At 52.1% G+C, this 15,785-nt stretch carries 12 protein-coding genes and 1 tRNA gene; 4 read left to right on the top strand and 9 right to left on the bottom strand.

Annotated elements, in window-relative coordinates:
• Positions 1 to 21: 21 nt before the first annotated feature.
• Both DFR47_RS11755 and DFR47_RS11750 read right to left on the bottom strand, forming a co-directional pair.
• Positions 22 to 1,140 (bottom strand): DegT/DnrJ/EryC1/StrS family aminotransferase, encoded by a 1,119-nt coding sequence (locus DFR47_RS11755; protein ID WP_113944621.1) that lies wholly within the window; start codon positions 1,138 to 1,140, stop codon positions 22 to 24.
• 361 nt (positions 1,141 to 1,501) lie between these two features.
• Positions 1,502 to 2,461 carry a Gfo/Idh/MocA family protein gene (locus tag DFR47_RS11750; RefSeq protein ID WP_113944620.1) on the bottom strand — a complete coding sequence of 320 codons (960 nt, stop codon included), beginning with the start codon at positions 2,459 to 2,461 and terminating at the stop codon, positions 1,502 to 1,504.
• A 171-nt stretch (positions 2,462 to 2,632) separates the two neighbouring features.
• On the opposite strand from DFR47_RS11750, the gene DFR47_RS11745 reads away from it, so the two are divergent.
• The 4 genes from DFR47_RS11745 (at position 2,633) to DFR47_RS11730 (ending at position 7,286) form a co-directional block, all read left to right on the top strand.
• Positions 2,633 to 2,709 (top strand) — tRNA-Met (locus DFR47_RS11745).
• A 259-nt stretch (positions 2,710 to 2,968) separates the two neighbouring features.
• Positions 2,969 to 3,418: a ribose 5-phosphate isomerase B gene (gene rpiB / locus DFR47_RS11740; protein WP_113944619.1), complete on the top strand. Its 450-nt coding sequence runs from the start codon at positions 2,969 to 2,971 to the stop codon at positions 3,416 to 3,418.
• Between the two features lie 288 nt (positions 3,419 to 3,706).
• A complete protein-coding gene (locus DFR47_RS11735; protein ID WP_113944618.1) occupies positions 3,707 to 4,645 on the top strand; it encodes a DUF3137 domain-containing protein in 939 nt (312 codons plus the stop codon).
• 331 nt (positions 4,646 to 4,976) lie between these two features.
• The gene (locus DFR47_RS11730) at positions 4,977 to 7,286 is read left to right on the top strand and encodes a Tex family protein (RefSeq protein ID WP_113944617.1); all 2,310 of its coding nucleotides are present in this window, start codon (positions 4,977 to 4,979) and stop codon (positions 7,284 to 7,286) included.
• 61 nt (positions 7,287 to 7,347) lie between these two features.
• Here DFR47_RS11730 and DFR47_RS11725 read toward each other — a convergent pair whose 3' ends face one another.
• From DFR47_RS11725 to DFR47_RS11695, 7 genes are all read right to left on the bottom strand, one after another.
• Positions 7,348 to 8,091: a 5'/3'-nucleotidase SurE gene (locus DFR47_RS11725; RefSeq protein WP_113944616.1), complete on the bottom strand. Its 744-nt coding sequence runs from the start codon at positions 8,089 to 8,091 to the stop codon at positions 7,348 to 7,350.
• A complete protein-coding gene (locus DFR47_RS11720) occupies positions 8,091 to 9,251 on the bottom strand; it encodes an MBL fold metallo-hydrolase (protein ID WP_113944615.1) in 1,161 nt (386 codons plus the stop codon). Before DFR47_RS11720 ends, DFR47_RS11725 begins: the two co-directional genes overlap by 1 nt.
• Entirely contained in the window at positions 9,248 to 10,321 is a 1,074-nt protein-coding gene (locus DFR47_RS11715) for an ABC transporter ATP-binding protein (RefSeq protein ID WP_113944614.1), read from the bottom strand. Before DFR47_RS11715 ends, DFR47_RS11720 begins: the two co-directional genes overlap by 4 nt.
• The gene (locus DFR47_RS11710; protein ID WP_113944613.1) at positions 10,309 to 12,009 is read right to left on the bottom strand and encodes an ABC transporter permease; all 1,701 of its coding nucleotides are present in this window, start codon (positions 12,007 to 12,009) and stop codon (positions 10,309 to 10,311) included. Before DFR47_RS11710 ends, DFR47_RS11715 begins: the two co-directional genes overlap by 13 nt.
• Before the next feature lie 11 nt (positions 12,010 to 12,020).
• The gene (locus DFR47_RS11705) at positions 12,021 to 12,953 is read right to left on the bottom strand and encodes an ABC transporter substrate-binding protein (protein WP_113944985.1); all 933 of its coding nucleotides are present in this window, start codon (positions 12,951 to 12,953) and stop codon (positions 12,021 to 12,023) included.
• A 249-nt stretch (positions 12,954 to 13,202) separates the two neighbouring features.
• Positions 13,203 to 14,486, bottom strand: a complete 1,284-nt coding sequence (locus DFR47_RS11700) for an NAD(P)/FAD-dependent oxidoreductase (protein ID WP_113944612.1) — start codon at positions 14,484 to 14,486, stop codon at positions 13,203 to 13,205.
• Between the two features lie 365 nt (positions 14,487 to 14,851).
• A complete protein-coding gene (locus tag DFR47_RS11695; RefSeq protein WP_113944611.1) occupies positions 14,852 to 15,784 on the bottom strand; it encodes a LysR family transcriptional regulator in 933 nt (310 codons plus the stop codon).
• Position 15,785: the final 1 nt, after the last annotated feature.

Here is a 15,785-nt window from a genome sequence, read left to right as displayed (position 1 = left end):
TCATCACGCTGATTGCGTTGCTTATTTACCGTGGAACTCACGAATCGCGGAAATGATGCGTTCCTGATCTTCATCCGAGAGATAAGCATGCATAGGCAGGCTGAGGATGCGTGAAGGCAGAGCTTCCGACACCGGCAGACCGCCTGGCGCAACCATGTAATGCTTATAAGCAGTCTGCAAATGCAGCGGCTTCACATAATAAATAACCGACGGAATACCCTGAGCCTGCAGATGGGCTTTCAGCTCATCGCGACGTTCGGTTTCAATCGAATACTGCGCCCATGCGGAACGCACACCAGCAGCAGGACGGGTTACTTTAACAATGTCACCCAGACCTTCGGCATAACGATTGGCAACCTTCTGACGGGTTTCCATTTCGTCTTCCAGAATGGCCATTTTTTCAAGCAAAACAGCGGCCTGAATAGTGTCCAGACGCGAGTTCAGACCAATACGCACGTTGTCGTACTGGGTTTCACCCTTACCGTGGAAATGGATGGAGCGCAGAACATCGTTCAGCTCGTCATCATTGGTGAAAATCGCACCACCGTCGCCATAGCAGCCGAGCGGCTTGGCAGGGTAGAAGCTGGTTGCACCAACATGGCCAAAAGAACCGCACATTGCGTTATCGCGCTTGCCGCCGATCGACTGGGCAGCATCGGAAATCACTTTGAGGCCTTCTTTATCAGCAATCGTCATGATTGCGCGATAATCAGCAGGCAAACCGAACAGATCTACCGGAATGATCGCTTTTGGCGTCAGACGGCCTTCTTTGCGCACGGCATCAATGGCTGCCTGCAGCTGTTCAACGTTCATGTTGTAGGTGTCTTCTTCAACATCTACGAAAACGGCTTCCGCACCAACCAGCGCCACCACTTCAGCGGTTGCAGCAAAGGTAAAGCTCGGGCAGAAAACAGCATCGCCGGGACCAACGCCCATTGCCATCAGCGGCATCTGCAAAGCGTCTGTACCATTAGCACAGGCCAAAACATGCTTGACGCCCACGTAATCAGCAAGTTGCTTCTCAAACTCAGCAACCTCAGGTCCGAGAATATACTTGCCTTCTGCGATAACTTTCAGAACAGCAGCGTTAAGACGGTCTTCAATGCGAGCGCGCTGGCTCACAAGATCAATGAATTGCATGTCGGCTCCAATATCAATTGATCCGCACCATGCACGCGCGCACCAGCGAATCGAGTAGTATTTAGTCTCTCGAAAGAGACTTCGCCATGTCGGATCATTCACGGTTTAGCAAATAATGTAACACAGCTTGAAGCAATTGCGGAATGTCGCGTCTCCCGTCACTCCGCTCTGCAGTCGCGATAAGCGGCCAGCTCGGTTCTTACACTAGAAAAGCCGCTCTATCTCTTTGTTTTTTATATTCCCGTCGTCTGTCCACATAGATCAGGGCAAATGCCCCTCTCTATGCGCCATATTATGGGCCAATCTAGCGAACACGTCAGCGCAGCACAGAGCCGGATATCTCAAATATTTGTGATTCCGCTCAGCCTGCCGGATGGCTCACTGTGCCTTTGGTCAGAATACGCAGCACGCTCACGGCTTCTTCACCATTGGTACGCGGGGTTTCCCGTGTTTCGATGCAATGAATAAAATGCTCCAGCTCGCGGGTCAGTGGCATACCTTCCTGCACCGGCACATATTCCGGATCAGCTTTCGTGAAAGCAATCTGACCGTTTTCCTGCCAGACTTTATGACGGAACAGGGTCAGCTTGCGCTCCCACGGCTCAGCATCATCAAAAACAGCCATTGCCTTGTCACCAACCACAGCAAGACGACGATCCATGATCGGATTCAGGCGCGATGCAAAAAGATGACTGCGAATACCGTTCGGGAATTCCATGTGCAGATGAGCAAAATCGCTCAAATGATCGACCATTGCCGCACCTTCACCACGGACAGCGGTCGGCTCACAACCGGTCAGTGCCAGAATCATCGACAAATCATGCGGTGCCAGATCCCACAAAGCATCATTCTGGCCATGGAACTTACCAAGACCGATGCGATGTGCCTGAATATAGCCGATTTTGCCGAGTTCACCGCTCTGTGCGAGTTCCAGCAGTTTTTCAAATGCCGGATGGAAGCGCAGAATATGGCCAACCATAAAGATGCGCCCATGCTGCTTGGCAGTAGCAATTTCAGCTTCACCGTCAGCAACAGTCAGAGCAATCGGCTTTTCAACCAGAACATCCTTGCCGCTTTCCACGGCGCGGATAGCATATTGCGCATGAAACTGCGCCGGAAGCGCCATAACAATCGCATCAATATCTTTAGAAGCGAACAGATCATCAACACTGATTTGCGCTACATCATAATCTGCGGCGAATTTTGCGGACCGTGCCGGGTCAATATCGCTGACAGCAGCCAGCACGCCGAGACCTTTTAGAGTACGGGTATGGTTGTTGCCCCAATAGCCACAACCGAGAACTGCGATACGCGGTGCCATGTTTTCCTGCCTTTGCTTGTTGAAAACTCAATAACTTTGCAAAAGATGGATTACAATACCGATTTCTGCATAACAGCGCTTGACAGCTATGCACATACCGACTTATACGACCCCCGTTCCCAACGAGAACAAGTGCTTCGCGAAACAGTTTAATGCTTCGCAGCATCGGGGGGCGGAGTAGCTCAGTAGGTTAGAGCAGAGGAATCATAATCCTTGTGTCGGCGGTTCGAATCCGTCCTCCGCTACCAACAAATTTCCCAATTAAAATAACGATTTACATTGAAATTATATTGCTGGCGCTTATCGCTGTAATGATGCATGTTTCAAAAATACACACAGTCATCGCAAAGCTTTTTTAAGCTCCCTGCTGCATCGCATAACATCCGTTTAATTGTACCTTATATTAAATCAGGGCGATAACAGAGCGACTTTCTGTTACTCAAATAGCGACTTATGCGCTTAGATTCGTTTTTCAAAAATACAGACAACAAGACAGGAGCCGTCTCCATGACCACCAATAAACGTATCGTCCTTTCCAGTGATCATGCAGCAATTGAGCTCCGCAAGACAATTGCCGACCACATCACCAAACAGGGCTGGACTGCTGTTGACATCGGCCCGACCACACCGGAAAGTACACATTATCCAAAACATGGTGAAGCAGCTGCAAAGCTGGTTGCATCAGGCGACTGCCAGCTCGGCATTATTGTTTGCGGCACAGGTCAGGGCATTATGATGGCTGCCAATAAAGTTAAAGGCATTCGTTGCGGTGTTTGCTCCGATACATTCTCCGCACGTATGATCCGCGAACATAATGATGCAAATATGCTGTCAATTGGTGTGCGTGTTGTTGGTGAAGGCCTTGCCCTTGATATCGTCGATGCATTTTTATCAGCCAATTTTGAAGGCGGTCGTCACGCAACACGCGTAGACATGATCAAAGAGCTTGAGCTCTGAGACAAAGCTAAAACCCGACAGACAATATATTTGATAAGAGTAAATACACAGGCGTGCGGGTCATCCCGGCGCCTGTTTTCCATTCTGAGTTATCAGTTTTAATTTTTGTATCTCAATCAGGTGCCGACACGTATCGTTTAGATGGAAAACGCTTAACACTCAGATGACGTATAAAAATCAAAAAACACAGCTTCACCTTCCTGTGCAGCATTGATATTTACGTTACACAATAATTCCTCATAAGATTGCAAATCTATCTTCGAATGCGGCAAAGAGCTCAACACTCATATGAAAACCGAAGTGCCCGATGAATCCACACCATTACTTTCCTTTTCGCAAGAAAGAGAAAATGTTGTAACAGCTTTAACCCAAGCCGAGGATAAACGTAAAACAGCACTGTCAGCCTCCATCTGCTTTGCATTTTCTGCAGGGTTTGCTGCATTTCAATCCAACTTATTTGATGTTGCAGGTATCGGCTCTTACGTTGCAGCAATCATATTTGCTGCTCCTTGCTGGAAATTATCAAACTGGATGTGGCACAGTTTGGCCATTTGCAGCATCGCGCCTGAGATTGCCAGCCGCTACGGACAAAAAACTATCCGCAATGCGTGGGAGTTTTGGGACTTTGAAAGTTGGATTACAGCACAATTCAATAATCAGGAGCAACAACTGACATCATGGCAGAGCGAAGGGAATTACCGTAATATTGCCTATCGCCTAAGAGAAGTATCCGTCCAACCTGCACGAAGAACAAGACCTTCTTCCCCGCCGCGATATTATCTCATGGCCGAAATTTCAGTCCCTGCTTCATTTAGCGGACGCATTGAAATTAGACTTCGCAACTCAGTAACAGACCCGTTCATCAGCTTTATAAAACAAATGCTCGGGGATGACAGCCGTATCTATACCAGCGATCAAAGCTTTGATGAAATATTTGAAATCTATGGTGAAAACTGCCCTGACTATCAGGATTTACTCACCCCTGCATTGAGAAAAGCCCTGCTCACCATCGCTCAATATGGTGTGCGACAGAGGTTTTCTGCCCGCTTTGAGAAAGGCTGGTTTTATCTGGATTTTCCGATAGAAACTCCGATTTTTAAAAACGCATCACTCCTGCAACCTATGCCGCAGTTAATGGATGCGATACAGCAATTATGGTGGGATCTGACAATGCCACAACGCCTGATCGATGGCCTTACGGGCAATTATGAAGGACCTTTGCTATAAGCAATCATTCCGCGGCAGATAAACCCCACAGTTTTGCATCATCAAGACTGCCATGCGTCCTGACGCAGCCTTCAGCGCCCTGATTGTAGCCTGATCATCAGGAATGTCATTTTCTCGAACTTCCTGCCGGTCTGAACTTCAACCCCTTGCTTCCCATCACTCATAGATAGAAGACTCCATAGCTCTTGCATAGCAAACTATAACATCACCGCTTTATCCCGTCTTCGTAATCACGAAACACTGGCATAATCAGACCAGAGGGTAATTCCCGCCTTCAATGCGCCGCATCAAAGCTCTATGATCATGCGGTTATTATCAGCATGAGATTCTTATGACAGACATTACCAGACGGATTGCCGCGATCATTGCCGGTGAAATCAATGCGAGACCTGAACAGGCGGTTGCTGCAATCGGCCTGCTTGACGAAGGTTCAACCGTACCTTTCATTTCCCGCTACCGTAAAGAAGTCACCGGTGGTCTTGATGATACGCAATTGCGCAACCTGTCCGAGCGTCTGACTTATTTGCGCGAATTAGAAGCGCGCCGTAGTTCTATTCTGGACTCCATCCGTACACAGGAAAAGCTCACACCGGAGCTGGAACTGAAAATCGCAAATGTCAGCACCAAAGCCGAACTTGAAGATATCTATCTTCCCTATAAACCAAAGCGTCGTACCCGTGCGGAAATCGCGCGTGAGCGTGGCCTTGGTGCATTGGCTCAGGCAATCCTCGACAACCGCGCTGCGGTACCTGCCGAATTGGCCACCGCCTATATCACGCCGGATGTGGCCGATGTAAAAGCCGCTCTTGAAGGCGCGCGCGATATTATCGCCGAAGGTATCACCGAAAATGCTGACCTGCTCGGCCGTCTGCGTAGCTACATGAAGGACAATGCGGTCCTGCAGTCTCGTGTCGTTGCGGGTAAAGAGACAGAAGGTGCAAAATTCTCGGACTATTTTGCCCATAGCGAACAGTGGAACAAGGTTGCCGGTCACCGTGCGCTTGCCATGCTGCGCGGCCGCAATGAAGATTTCCTGACACTCGACATTGTTGTCGACCAGCAGGATACATCGCCGGTCAAACCGGTTGAGCGCATGATCGCCCATAGCTATCAGGTCGGCGGCACGCTGGCCGGTGATAAATGGCTGATGGAAGTGATCGGCTGGACATGGCGCGTGAAACTCTCGCTGTCTCTCTCCCTCGATCTGATGCGCGATCTGCGCGAGCGTGCGGAAGAAGAAGCGATCAATGTTTTCGCCCGCAATCTGAAAGACCTGCTGCTGGCTGCCCCTGCCGGCTCCCGTGCTACCATGGGTCTTGATCCGGGCATCCGCACCGGTGTGAAAGTGGCGATTGTTGACGGTACCGGCAAGCTGCTGGACACTGCAACGGTCTATCCGTTCCAGCCTCGCAATGATCTGCGCGGTGCACAGGCTGAAATCGCAGCCCTCATCCGCAAATATAAAGTAGAACTGATCGCCATCGGCAACGGCACCGCAAGCCGTGAGACCGAACGCATGGTTGCTGATCTGCTTGGCGACATGCCTGCACCAAAGCCACTTAAAGTGATCGTTTCAGAAGCCGGTGCATCGGTTTACTCAGCGTCGGAAACAGCGGCAGCAGAATTTCCACAGCTTGATGTATCGCTGCGCGGTGCGGTTTCTATCGCCCGCCGCCTGCAAGACCCGCTGGCAGAGCTGGTGAAAATCGAGCCAAAATCCATCGGTGTCGGCCAGTATCAGCATGATGTGGATCAGGCACGCCTTGCCCATATGCTGAATGCGGTTGTGGAAGATGCGGTGAACGCGGTTGGTGTTGATCTCAATACGGCTTCCGCTTCACTGCTCGCCCGTGTTTCCGGCCTTGGCACATCGCTTGCCGAAGCCGTTGTTGCGCATCGCAACGAAAATGGCCCGTTCAAGAAGCGCAAAGACCTGCTCAAAGTTGCCCGTCTCGGCAACCGCACATTTGAACAGGCCGCAGGCTTCCTGCGTATCCCGAATGGTGCCGAGCCGCTTGATGCCTCATCCGTGCACCCTGAAGCCTATGGCGTGGCTGCAAAAATCGTTGCCGCTTGCGGCCGAGATGTGCGCTCGCTGATGGGCGACGCCAGTGCGTTGCGTGCGCTTGATCCGAAACTCTTTGTCGATGAGCGCTTTGGCCTGCCAACGGTAAAAGACATTCTGTCAGAACTGGAAAAACCGGGTCGTGACCCGCGTCCGGAATTCAAAACCGCCACCTTTGCCGATGGCATTGACGATATTAAAGACCTCAAACCCGGTATGTTGCTGGAAGGCACCGTGACCAATGTCGCTGCTTTTGGTGCCTTTGTGGATATCGGCGTGCATCAGGATGGTCTCGTGCATGTGTCCCAGCTTGCCGATAAATTCGTCAAGGACCCGCATGAAGTGGTAAAAGCCGGTGATGTGGTCAAAGTACGTGTGACGGAAGTTGACGTGCCGCGCAAACGTATCGGCCTGACCATGCGTAAAGACGGCGGCGGTGAAGCGGCTCCTAAGCCTATGGGTGAGCGTGGGCAGCGTCCGGCACAGAAGCATTTCACGGCCAAGCCGCAGGAAAAGCCCGCTGAAGCTCAGGGCGGTTTTGGCGCAGCGCTGCTGGAAGCCATGAAACGCAAATAATAAAAATAAAAAAGGCCGCTCAATTGAGCGGCCTTTTTCATATCTGAATCAAAAGACGAATTTATCTGTCTAAGGATTTGATAAGATTTTCACTTAGTGTCGTCTCACCAAACCAGTTGAGCCGGTTGATGCAGATAAATCCGCGATCAATCAGGTCATTATCATCACCTTCGGAAGATGAATGAGGACGTCCGCGCGGCACCATCAGCACTGTCTCATCACCATCTGTACTGACTACCTCAGAGGCAGCTGCAATCTTGTCGCGACCAATGCGCGGCTGAGCCACCGGCGCAGGCAAACTATGCGGCAGATTAATGCTCAGCCAATGCCCTTCGTGCTGCCAGTCAGCACGCTGCTCTAACAGGTTGCGTAACAATTGCACCAGTGCCGCCAGATCTTCTTCGCCACGGCGCGGCTGTTTGACCTGTGAGAAACCAATGGCCGAAATACCCCAGAATGTCGCCTCGCGGGCAATGCCAAGCGTGCCGGAATAGGCCAGATCTTCTGCCACATTGCGCCCGTCATTAATCCCCGCCAGCACCAGATCGGGCTTGGCCTGATCTTTGAAAATCCAAGTCATTGCTGACACAACACAGTCCGCAGGCGTGCCGGAACATGAATAGCGCTGCTCACCACGTTTCACCATTGTCAGCGGTTTGCCGATAGTGATGGATGCACCCGCAGCCGTGCGCTTGCCGTCCGGTGCCACCACCCACACATCATCACTCAACGCCCGTGCAGTACGTTCCAGAAAAGCCAGACCTTCGGCATCAATACCGTCATCATTGCAAAGCAAAATACGCATCAGGCTTCTCCCAGTTCTATCATATCACCGCTCTTCACATCCTGACGCACAACCGGGATATGCTCTGCCAGTTCGCGAAGCAATGCAGCGGAACAGGAATGACCGAGCATATCAGGCTTACCCGCCTGCTCCCACAGCGATACCATACCGCTCAAAGTCGGGTGGGTCGGCAGTCTGATCCAGTCCGCCAGTTCATCACGCAGCATATCAAAGGCCGGTGTATCTTCCGGCACGTGACCGGTCAGCAACACCGGCCAGCCGGTGCGTAATGCACGGGTCATTGCATAGGCAGAAGGCCCTGCCCGTCCCATTGCATCGAATGTCAGCAATGGGCAGCGCGGCAGTGCCTGATCCTCACGCCAGCCCTGCGCATTATGCAGAAATTGTTTTAGCCGTCCCGCCACACCATCCCTCAGGGCACCAGACGCTGCAATCTGCTCTGCCAGTGCAGCACGCATATCCGCATGAATGGCAAAATTAACCGGCATCAGCGCCATCAGTTCCAGCGAACGACCGGAGAGCGGCGTCGGCAGCAGGCAACCGTCACGGTTCTGCAAAATCCATTCGCGGATTTGCTGTGCCCGTGTGTCCCCTGAAACAGCATCAGCGCCATAAGAGGCATCCAGCAACAACAGATCACAAACCGGAAATGCATCCATCTCCAGCACCGGACTATCCGGCACCACATCCCCGCTATAGAGCACCTTGTGCCCTTCGGCTTCGACACAGAACCACACGCCGCCTGCCACATGGCCGGAACGACCCGTCATGATTTCTGCATCACCAATGGTCAGCATATCGCCTGCTTTGAACAGTTCAATGCGTTCCTGCGGAAATGCAACATTCTCCAGATGCCGCTGTTCCGCATAGTTCTTCAGAGTTTGACCTGTTTCAGCTAAGGTCTCGGCAGTCATCAGGATACGCCCCTGAAAGCCCTGCTCCAGCAACCACAACAACCCGCCGACATGATCCTCATGGGCATGGGAAATCAGCACAGCATCCAGCGCGGCGATCGCATCCACCTCAATCAGCGGATAATAATCGCGCCCTGTAGCACCGACTTTAATGCCGATATCAAACAGCAGCTTGGTAGCCGTTGTGCTGATGCCGACGCCTAAACGTCCCTTTTCACCGAAACCGCCATAGAGATTGATCTTCATACTGCACCTGCTTCCGGTATTACCCAGCCTGACCGGATACGTAATTGCGCCACATCATCCGCTTTGAGATGCAGCGGATCCGGCAGATTGAAATGCAGGTTCAGTTCCGGAGCCTGCTCGGCAACAGCTTCAATCCGCGATGCGCCGCCCTGATAGACCGAGCGTTTCACCCGCACGGCAAATCCGTCCTGTTTCACCAGTTCCAGATCATCCTCACGGATACAAATCTGTGCATCTTTGCGCACCACTTCATCGGCACGGCAACGCAAACGCACTTGCTGCCCCAGCACCATGGCTTCACAGGCACCACTGCCATTGACGCTCAAAATCTCCGCAGGCAGCACCATGCCCTGCGCGATGAAGGACGCGACCATCGCATTGGCCGGTTCATTATAAAGCGTTTTAGGGGAAGCAAACTGCATCAGCCTGCCTTTGTCCATCACCGCAATACGGTCGGCCAGTGCCATCGCTTCGGCCTGATCATGAGTGATATAGACAATCGTTGTGCCGCTGCGCTTATGAAAACGGGCAAACTCGTCTTCCATCGAAGCACGCAGATGCACATCCAGATTAGCCAGCGGCTCGTCAAACAGTACCAGCGACGGCGCAGCCACCAGACAACGTGCCAATGCCACGCGCTGGCGCTGCCCACCGGACAAATTGGCCGGACGACGATCCCCATAGCCTTGCAGATCAACCAGCTTCAGCGCTTCTTGCACACGGCGCTCGCGCTCGGCTTTTTCCACCTTGGCGATTTTCAGACTATAGCCGACATTCTCGGAGACAGTCATATGCGGCCACAAAGCATAGTTCTGGAATACGATACCGACACGGCGTTTTTCCGGCGGCACGAATTGGCCTTTGCCGGTCACCAGCTTGTCACCAACATAGATCACACCGTCATTCGCCTGTTCAAATCCGGCAATCATGCGCAGCAATGTCGTCTTGCCACAGCCGGAAGGCCCAAGCACGGCAATAAACTCACCATTGGCGATATCCAGAGACACATCGGTCAAAACTTTTGTGTCATTAAAGCTTTTGGAAAGCTGAGAGATAGTCAATCCCGCCATGGCAGAACTCCGTCAGGCAGATATCTGGCGAACATATTGGTCACCAGCATCAGTAAGAATGTAATCAGCACGACCAGCACAGAAACTGCCGCCGCATAGGGTGAATCGCCACCCTGCTCAAAAGAGAAAATTACCACGCCCAGCGTTTCCGAGCCTGACGACCATAGTAACGCAGAAACTGTCAGTTCTGAAAAAGCGGTCATAAAAATCAGCACACCGCCAGCCAAAGTTGCCGGTGCCACCAGCGGAAACACAATGGTACGCAGGCGTGTCATCAACCCTGCCCCTGCCACCTGTGCTGCCTCTTCCAGAGCACGGTCAATCTGATGCAGACCAGTAATGGTCGGGCGCAAGGCCAGCACCAGAAACCGTGCCAGATAGGCGTAGAGAATAATCCAGATCGTATTATAGAGATGAAGCCCGACAACCGGCAAAGGCTTGAGGAACATCAGCAATGCAGCAATCGACAGCACCACACCTGGCAGAGCATAGGGCAGTTCGGCGGCAAGATTGAGCAAGCGTGTCCACCAGCGCGACCGCCATGTGATGAGATAGCCGAGCGGCACCGCCACCAGCACCGCAAAACCGGCAGCAGCCAGCGACAGGGTGAAGGAATTGACCAGCGCACGGCGAGCACCGGCATGGTCAAACAGCACGAATTTCAGATTATCCAGTGTGGCCGTCTGCCAGCTTAATGGAATACCGAAAGCCGGTACCAGCGCCGTCAGCAACAGACCGAACATCGGCAGTACCAGCACCACGGTAATCAGCAGCCAGCAAGCGATCTCGACAATCAATCGCCATGAGCCAAGCTCGAAAGGCGCAGCAGGCAGCGAGGTTGAAGCAATACGATAATCGCGGCGGCGCGCCATATAATCCTGACAGAGAATACCCGCCATCGCGATCACACCAATCAGCAGTGAAAGCACAGCGACTTCAGACAATACAGATGGGCCACCACCGGCGAGTTTTTGATAAATCAAGGTCGGCAACACCAGTACATTGGCCGGAATGCCCAAGAATGCAGGAATACCGAAATTGCCCACACAGGACACAAAAGCCAGTGCAGAGGCACCAATCACCGATGGCGTCATCAGCGGTACAATAATTGTCCGCGTCACCTGCCATTTGCTGGCACCGCTACTTAACGCTGCCTCCACCAGCTCACGCGGCAATTTACGCAAACCGGCGCGGACAATCAGGAACACCAGCGGTGCATATTGAATGCCGAGCAGGACAATAATGCCGGTAGTCGAATAAAGCGGATTACGGCTGCCAAGCTCCGGCGCCATACCGATCATTTTAAGAAAAGGGCTCGCAGGGCCAAAGAGTTGCAGCCATGCCAGCGCTGTCACCTGCGGCGCAATCAACAGCGGCACCACAAACATCAGCACGAACACGCCGCGCCCGCGGATATTGGTAAGACTCACCAGCAGCGCCACAGCACTGCCAAGAATGACAGCCGCAAAGGTGCCGCCAAAGCCGGTGATTAAAGAATTACGGGTGGCAACCCATGTCGAAGTTGAAGAAAGCGCCGAGCGCAAAGCACTGTCAGAGAGCTGACCATTCGGCGCGATAATCTCGCTCGCCAGTCGCAGCATAGGCCACAAAGACAGCGTGAACACCACTGCCGCCACAAGGAGGATCAGAGCCGTATCCCGGCTCTGACCAAATATTTTATCTGACATCAAAGAATGCCTTAACCGCCGAACAGCTCAGAAAAACGCTTTTTATCGGCTTCTGTCACACCCAGAACTTTGAGCGTATCAATCGGCATGATGTTGATTTTGGTGCCTTCCGGCAACCAGCTCGGGCGACCGACAGATTCTTTGGCAGGCAGATAGCCCTGCTCCAGCGCCAGTTTCTGGCCGTCATCCGAGAGGATGAAATCGACGAACTTTTCCGCACCGGCAACATTCTTGGCTGTCGCCATGATTGCAACAGGCTCAGTTACCGCAGGCACGCCTTCTTTCGGGAACACGAACTCAACCGGTGAGCCTTTTGCCTTGGCATTCAGCGCCATGAAATCCACGAGGATACCGTAAGGCTTTTCACCGCTGGCAACGGATTTCAGCACCGCGCCATTGCCGCGCACGCTGATCAGCTCATTGACTTTCAGCTTTTCGAAATAATCCCAGCCAAGTTCTGAATTCAGCGCAAAACCGGAGAGCATATAGGCAGCCGCACCGGAATAGAGCGGGCTCGGCATCACGATCTGGCCTTTGTAATCTTCTTTGCCAAGATCAGCCCAGCTTTCAGGCTTGCTTTTGGCCTGCGTATTATAGGCAATACCGGTAGTGATCAGCTTGGAACCGAAATAGGTTTTGTCCTTGTCAAAAGAACCCTCGGTCAGACCATCAGTCTTCGCACCTTCATAGGCTTTCAGACGATTGTCTTTTTTCAAAAGCTCCATCGACACAGCATCGGCGATCAGCAGCACATCCGGCTGCGGTGCACCGGCAGCAAATTCAGCGGCCAGTTTGCTGAGGATATCGCTGGTGCCCGAACGGAACACCTGCACATCAATATCAGGATTGGCTTTGCGGAAGGCTTCAACAGTCTTGGTCGCATCGGCTTCCGGCTGCGACGTATAAAGATTGAGCGTTTCTGCATTGACCGCCGTTGCGCCCATAAAGATCGCCAGAGCAGTAGCCAGAACTGTTTTACGTGACGTGCGTTTCTGCAACATGATTCTTATCCCTGAAATCATTCATCCGATACCGGAGCGAGCCGGTTACTCGCCGCTCATTTATTAAATGAACACTACAAGTATATGACAAAGAATAAACTCACCACAGAAATCAAAAAGAAACAGGGCATTGAACCAACAATGCCCTGTTAAAAATCTGTTGAGCTTGTTCGCTCAGAGAGTTTTCAGCACTTAAAATCGCGCGCCGGTAAAATGTGCAATCTGTGCGCCGGTTTCATAATAGGCTTCACGGACACCGAGGAAAGACTGTGTTTCCGGCTCAGATACCGGCAATGGCAGATCAGCTTCGCTGAGTTCACCACTGATGTGACGCGCCAGCAAATTGCCAAACACAGTACCAGTGGCAATACCACGGCCGTTATAACCGCTGAAACCGATCACATTCTTGTCAAAGCGATGAAGTTTCGGCAGGCTGTCATTGGTCATGCCAATCAGACCATACCATTCATAATCAAATTCGACTTTACCGAGCTGCGGGAACAGACGCTTCATTTCGCGCTTTGCCCATGCTGTATGAATGCCGGTACCGGTGTTGCGCAATGCGCCCACACTACCAAACACCAGACGACCTGCCTGATCATAGCGATAGGACGACAACACTGTCTTGGTATCCCATACGCCCTGACGTTCCGGCAGAATCTGCGCCTGCTGTTCTTTAGTCAGCGGCTTGGTCGCCAGATTGAAGTAAGGCAGGTGCATAATTTCTGCACGGATCTGCGGCCACGGTGCCTGTGTATAGGCATTGGTTGCCACAACAATCCACTGCGCGCGTACCGTGCCTTGTGCGGTTTTCACCACCCAGTCATTGCCCTGACGTTCTGTGTCGATCACCGGCGATCCGGTGAAAATCTGTGCTCCGGCAGCAACTGCCGCGTGAGCCAAACCACGCACATAGGCCAGCGGCTGAATTGTACCGGCGCGCATATCCAGCAGCGATCCGGTATAGGCTTTCGTACCAACCTTCTTTGCGGTTTCTTCAGCGCTCAGCAGCGTTACCGGCGCACCACGGCGCTGCCATTGTTCCGCACGATCCTGCAATTCGCGTAAGCCTTTCTGACCGACAGCGCAATGCAATGTACCGGTACGGGTCGCTTCACAGGCAATATTGTGCTTTTCAATACGCTCGAAAACCATTTTCGGGCCATTGCCGAGTTCTTGCAGCAGACGGTCGCCATATTTCTGGCCGAGCACACCCGGCAGATCATCCGGCATAACCCACATACCGGCATTGACCAAACCGACATTGCGGCCTGAACCGCCGAAACCGATTTCAACACCTTCCAGCACAGCAACTTTGCTGCCGCGTTCACTCAAATTCAATGCGGTTGAAAGTCCGGTAAAACCACCGCCGACAACAACAACATCAACGGTCAGATCGCCTTTCAGCGCAGAAGTAACCGGAGCAGCCGGTGCGGATTTTTCCCAGAGACCGTGCGAACGAGGATTATTCAACATGTCAGTTCATTTCTCAAAAACAACGTTGCCACTTGCATCAGCCTGTATTGCAACAGCAAGCCTGCGATTATGCGCCTGAAAATACACGCATCACGCAAGAACGCTGAGACAAAAGGTCAACGATCAAAATGGATAAAGAGCGCCGTATATATAATGCGGATACACACACAACACTCTGAGTGTTTGAAATTTGAAGCACAACACGGAAAATCGTCCGGTCTGTCATTTACCAGTGTTCTTATAGTCTTTTTCTTCTGGCGCCTGAGTAGCCATACACCTTTCGGTTTTGGCAACAGTAGCAATTTATGCGCAACAGATCATTCATTCACGGAATGACCTGTTACACTTTAGTTGTATTATATATCTTATTCTGCGTTCAAATGCACCAGCGCCATATAGTCATGCTGTCCGACCTGCCCGCGAATCCAGCCGGAGAATGTCTGTATCAGCGGATTTTCATGCTTGCCTTCCGGCACCACCAGATAATAGTCATTCTCGGTACGCATCGGCTTGTCGAACAGAATGCGCAGACGACCTTCCTGCAATTCCTGCTCAATCAGATATACCGGCAGCAGGCCGATGCCAAGCCCGGCAGCCGCCGCCTCAATCACCATAGAAAACTGATCAAAACGGTGTCCGCTATAGGTGGTACGTGCATCAACTTCGCACTGCTCAAACCATTGTGTCCACATTTTCGGACGGGTGGTCAGATGCAGCAGAGGCTCTTTCTGCAAATCTTCCGGCTCAACAATGCGGTGACTTTCAATCAAAGCGCTGCTGGCAACCGGCACAACCATTTCACTGCACAGATAGTTACAGGTGGCATGTGCCCAGACCGGCTGACCATAATGAATAGCCATATCAAACGGATATTCTTCAAAGTCGAATACGCCGGTGCGTGAACCGACATTAAACGCCACGCCCGGATTTTCTTCGATAAAATTCGGAATACGCGGCATCAGCCAGCGCGCGCCGAATGTCGGCAATGTCGCCACGCTGAAAGCCGAAGACGATTGTGCTGAAGCCATCGCCCGCAACATCGTGTCTTCAGTCTGATTCAACAGACGACGGACTTCCGGTAAAAACTTGCGTCCCGCATCGGAAAGCAGGATGCGCTGACGGATTCGTTCAAACAGCAAAACGCCAAGCTGGCCTTCAAGATCCTTGATCTGACGACTCACCGCACTTTGCGTCAGGTTCAGCTCGTGGGCTGCCTGTGTAAAACTTCCATGACGTGCAGCGCATTCAAAAGCCTGCAAAATGGCGATATCCGGTATCAGCCGGCGACTGAGCTTCATT

The sequence above is a fragment of the Pseudochrobactrum asaccharolyticum genome (genome assembly GCF_003314995.1).
Taxonomy (GTDB): domain Bacteria; phylum Pseudomonadota; class Alphaproteobacteria; order Rhizobiales; family Rhizobiaceae; genus Pseudochrobactrum; species Pseudochrobactrum asaccharolyticum.
The sequence above is the reverse complement of the archived record's forward strand: the minus strand, read 5'-3'. Positions and strand labels throughout refer to the sequence as shown.

Coding starts and splice junctions, on each gene's coding strand:
- DFR47_RS11735 (WP_113944618.1), top strand. CDS start 3,707: ATGAAAACCGAAGTGCCCGATGAATCCACACCATTACTTTCCTTTTCG.
- DFR47_RS11755 (WP_113944621.1), bottom strand. CDS start 1,140: ATGCAATTCATTGATCTTGTGAGCCAGCGCGCTCGCATTGAAGACCGT.
- DFR47_RS11715 (WP_113944614.1), bottom strand. CDS start 10,321: ATGGCGGGATTGACTATCTCTCAGCTTTCCAAAAGCTTTAATGACACA.
- DFR47_RS11700 (WP_113944612.1), bottom strand. CDS start 14,486: ATGTTGAATAATCCTCGTTCGCACGGTCTCTGGGAAAAATCCGCACCG.
- DFR47_RS11705 (WP_113944985.1), bottom strand. CDS start 12,953: ATGGGCGCAACGGCGGTCAATGCAGAAACGCTCAATCTTTATACGTCG.
- DFR47_RS11695 (WP_113944611.1), bottom strand. CDS start 15,784: ATGAAGCTCAGTCGCCGGCTGATACCGGATATCGCCATTTTGCAGGCT.
- DFR47_RS11750 (WP_113944620.1), bottom strand. CDS start 2,461: ATGGCACCGCGTATCGCAGTTCTCGGTTGTGGCTATTGGGGCAACAAC.
- DFR47_RS11710 (WP_113944613.1), bottom strand. CDS start 12,009: ATGTCAGATAAAATATTTGGTCAGAGCCGGGATACGGCTCTGATCCTC.
- rpiB (WP_113944619.1), top strand. CDS start 2,969: ATGACCACCAATAAACGTATCGTCCTTTCCAGTGATCATGCAGCAATT.
- DFR47_RS11730 (WP_113944617.1), top strand. CDS start 4,977: ATGACAGACATTACCAGACGGATTGCCGCGATCATTGCCGGTGAAATC.
- DFR47_RS11725 (WP_113944616.1), bottom strand. CDS start 8,091: ATGCGTATTTTGCTTTGCAATGATGACGGTATTGATGCCGAAGGTCTG.
- DFR47_RS11720 (WP_113944615.1), bottom strand. CDS start 9,251: ATGAAGATCAATCTCTATGGCGGTTTCGGTGAAAAGGGACGTTTAGGC.